We start from the raw sequence: 3,514 nt of genomic DNA, 5'->3' as shown, positions 1-3,514 counted from the left end.
TCAACCTCATGCACAAGCGCCGCATCGACCGGCTGACCGGCCACGATCCACCCGCCGAACCCTCCAACCAGATGGTCCTCCAATGGGCCTGAAATCAAACCGGACAGCAGTGGGCTCGACCCGGCGATCCACGCCGCCTCTCCGCACCCTCCGTCGTCGCCGGACCTGGTCCGGCGATCCAGAGGGCAGGCGGCACGAAAACGAAGCCCGCTGGATGCCCGGGTCAAGCCCGGGCAGGACGACGGAGAATGCCGGGAGGCCTTGACGATGCGCCCCGTCGCCCGCCGCGCCCGCCCGGCCCCGCCTCAGGAATCCGCGCCGGCCGCCGCGCCGCGGCCGATCAGCGCCGCGCCCTTCGCCGTCACCACCACCTGCCGCGCGCGCATCGCGCCGCCCGCCTCGACGCGCAGCAGCCCGCTTTCGAGCGCATCCTCCCAGACCGGCATGCGCGGGCAGTTCGTCCGCCACGCGTCGATCGCCTCGCCGTAGCTGCGCGGGCGGAGCGCGATCCAGGCGAGGAGATCGCGCATCAGCGCCGCGTTCGGCTCGCCTGCAAGCGTCATTCCGTCCCTCCGTCCGCCCGGCCCCGCCTCGGCCAGGACACTTTATGCCACAGCCGGGGTTCCGGGGCGACCGGCCCGCCGGACCCCGCCGCCTCTCCCGGTCGGAAACCGTACTCGCCGGCAAAGGCGGATCGCGCCGTCCCGCAGCCGGGAACACTGGCCGCGCTCGGGCCTTCTCCCCGCAGCGCGCGGGCCGGTCCCCGGCGGGCCTTCGCGCGCCCGTCCCGTCGGGCGGGAGTGACGAGCGGAGATCCATCATGGCGAACACAGACACCAATCCCGGCCTGGCGAAGGCCCGCTACGGCGAGGCGACGATCCTGCGCGGCACCGGCGGCGAGACCCACCAGGTCGCGGGCGGCGACGTGCCGGTGCTCACCACCCAGCAGGGCGCGCCGGTCTCCGACGACCAGAATTCGCTGAAGGCCGGCCGCCGCGGGCCGACTTTGCTCGAGGACCAGCACTTCCGCGAGAAGATCTTCCATTTCGACCACGAGCGCATCCCGGAGCGCGTGGTCCATGCCCGCGGCTTCGGCGCCCACGGCTTCTTCGAGACCTACGAATCGCTCTCCGACGTCACCGCCGCCGACCTCTTCCAGCGCGCCGGCGAGAAGACCGAGGCCTTCGTCCGCTTCTCCACCGTCGCCGGCAACAAGGGCTCGTCCGATCTCGCGCGCGACGTGCGCGGCTTTGCCGTGAAGCTCTACACGCAGGAGGGCAACTGGGACATCGTCGGCAACAACATCCCGGTCTTCTTCATCCAGGACGCCATCAAGTTCCCGGACCTCATCCATTCCGCCAAGCAGGAGCCGGACCGCGGCTTCCCGCAGGCGCAGACGGCGCACGACAATTTCTGGGATTTCATGTCGCTCACGCCGGAATCCATGCACATGGCGATGTGGATCATGTCCGACCGGGCGATCCCCCGCTCCTTCCGCTTCATGGAGGGCTTCGGCGTCCACACCTTCCGCATGGTGAATGCGGAGGGAAGGTCGACCTTCGTGAAGTTCCACTGGAAGCCGAAGCTCGGGCTCCAGTCCGTCGTCTGGAACGAGGCGGTGAAGCTCAACGGCGCCGATCCGGACTTCCACCGGCGCGACCTCTGGGATGCCATCCAGATGGGCGACTATCCGGAATGGGAGCTCGGCCTCCAGCTCTTCGACGAGGACTTCGCGGACCGCTTCCCCTTCGACGTGCTCGACGCCACCAAGATCGTGCCGGAGGAGGACGTGCCGGTCCGCATCGTCGGCCGCCTCGTGCTCGACCGCTGCGTCGATAATTTCTTCGCCGAGACGGAGCAGGTCGCCTTCCACACCGGCAATGTCGTGCCGGGCATCGACTTCACCAACGATCCCCTCCTCCAGGGCCGCAACTTCTCCTATCTCGACACGCAGCTCAAACGGCTCGGCAGCCCGAACTTCACCCATCTGCCGGTCAACGCCCCGCGCTGCCCGTTCCACCACTTCCAGCAGGACGGCCACATGGCCTTCTTCAACCCGAAGGGGCGCGCGAACTACGAGCCGAATTCCTGGGGCGGCGCGATGGGCGGCCCGCGCGAGGATCCGGCGAAGGGCTTCCGCAGCTTCCCCGAGCCGGTCGAGGGCGAGAAGCGCCGCGTCCGCGCGGAAAGCTTCGCCGATCATTACAGCCAGGCACGCCAGTTCTACGTCTCGCAGACGCCCGTCGAGCAGAACCACATGGCGATGGCCTTCACCTTCGAGCTCTCGAAGGTCGAGACGCCGGCGATCCGCCTCCGCGTCGTCTCCCATCTCATGAACATCCATGACAAGCTCGCCGGCGACGTCGCAGGCGGTCTCCGCCTTCCCGAGATGCCGGAGCCGGCCGATGCCGCCGTGCCGACCCGCACCGATCTCGCGCCCTCGCCGAAGCTCTCGATCGTGCTCAACGGTCCAGAGAGCTTCAAGGGCCGCAAGCTCGGCGCGCTCGTCACCGACGGCGTCGACATCGCGCTCGTGAAGGCGCTCAAAGCCGCGGTCGAAGCCGAAGGCGCGATGATCGAGTTCGTGGCGCCCCACATCTTCGGCGTCGCGGCGAGCGACGGCACCAGGATCGAGGCGAAGCAGAAGATCGACGGCGGGCCGTCCGTCCTCTACGACGCCGTCGCAATCCTCGCCTCGGCGGAGGGCGCGGGGCTCCTCGCCGGCGAGCCGACCGCGCGGGATTTCGCGAGCGACGCCTTCGCCCATTGCAAGTTCATCGCCTATTCGCCGGAGGCGGTCGCCCTCTTCGAGAAGGCCGGCATCGCCGCGGAGATGGACGAGGGCTGCGTGAAGCTCGCCGGCGAGCCGGACGTCGCGAGCTTCGTCGCGATGCTCGGCGCGCTCCGGCTCTGGGACCGCGAGACCCGCGTCAAGGCGGTCTGATCCTGATCGAAATGTCGGCCGGCGCGGGTCCACCCGCGCCGCCCCGCCTCCCTCTCTGTCGTCATCGCCGGGCTCGACCCGGCGATCCACGCCGCCTCGCCTTCCCCACGGTCGTCGCCGGACCTGGTCCGGCGATCCACGCCGCCTCGCCACCCTCTCTGTCGTCATCGCCGGGCTCGACCCGGCGATCCAGAAGCGGAGCAGCGGCCCAGGCGCCGCCTGGATGCCCGGGTCAAGCCCGGGCAGGACGACAGAGCAAGCGGCAAAACGCCGGAGCGGAACAAGCGGCAAAACGCCGAAACGGAACAAGCGGCAAACGCCGGAGCGGAACGAGCGGCAAACGCCGGAGCGGCACGAGCGGCGCGGCCTTCACGATGCACCCTCGCCGGGGCCGCATCCATCCCCCTCCCCCTCGTGGGGACCTCGCCGGGGCCGCATCCATCCCCCTCCCCCTCGTGGGGAGGGGCCAGGGGAGGGGTTCCCCGCCTCGCCTCCCTCTCTGTCGTCATCGCCGGGCTCGACCCGGCGATCCAGAAGCGGAGCAGCGGCCCAGGCGCCGCTGGATGCCCG

2 protein-coding genes are annotated in these 3,514 nt (G+C 70.0%); one reads left to right on the top strand and one right to left on the bottom strand.

Annotated features, from left to right (window positions below; all coding sequences use genetic code 11):
- Positions 1-305: 305 nt before the first annotated feature.
- Positions 306-563, bottom strand: coding sequence for a hypothetical protein (locus tag E4O86_RS22525; protein ID WP_161142781.1), 258 nt, complete (start codon positions 561-563; stop codon positions 306-308).
- Between the two features lie 257 nt (positions 564-820).
- Between E4O86_RS22525 and katE the strand changes: the two genes are divergently transcribed.
- A complete protein-coding gene (katE, locus tag E4O86_RS22520) occupies positions 821-2,944 on the top strand; it encodes a catalase (RefSeq protein ID WP_161142780.1) in 2,124 nt (707 codons plus the stop codon).
- Positions 2,945-3,514: the final 570 nt, after the last annotated feature.

Source organism: Propylenella binzhouense, assembly GCF_009866965.1.
Taxonomy (GTDB): domain Bacteria; phylum Pseudomonadota; class Alphaproteobacteria; order Rhizobiales; family Afifellaceae; genus Propylenella; species Propylenella binzhouense.
The sequence above is the reverse complement of the archived record's forward strand: the minus strand, read 5'-3'. Positions and strand labels throughout refer to the sequence as shown.

Coding starts and splice junctions, on each gene's coding strand:
- E4O86_RS22525 (WP_161142781.1), bottom strand. CDS start 563: ATGACGCTTGCAGGCGAGCCGAACGCGGCGCTGATGCGCGATCTCCTC.
- katE (WP_161142780.1), top strand. CDS start 821: ATGGCGAACACAGACACCAATCCCGGCCTGGCGAAGGCCCGCTACGGC.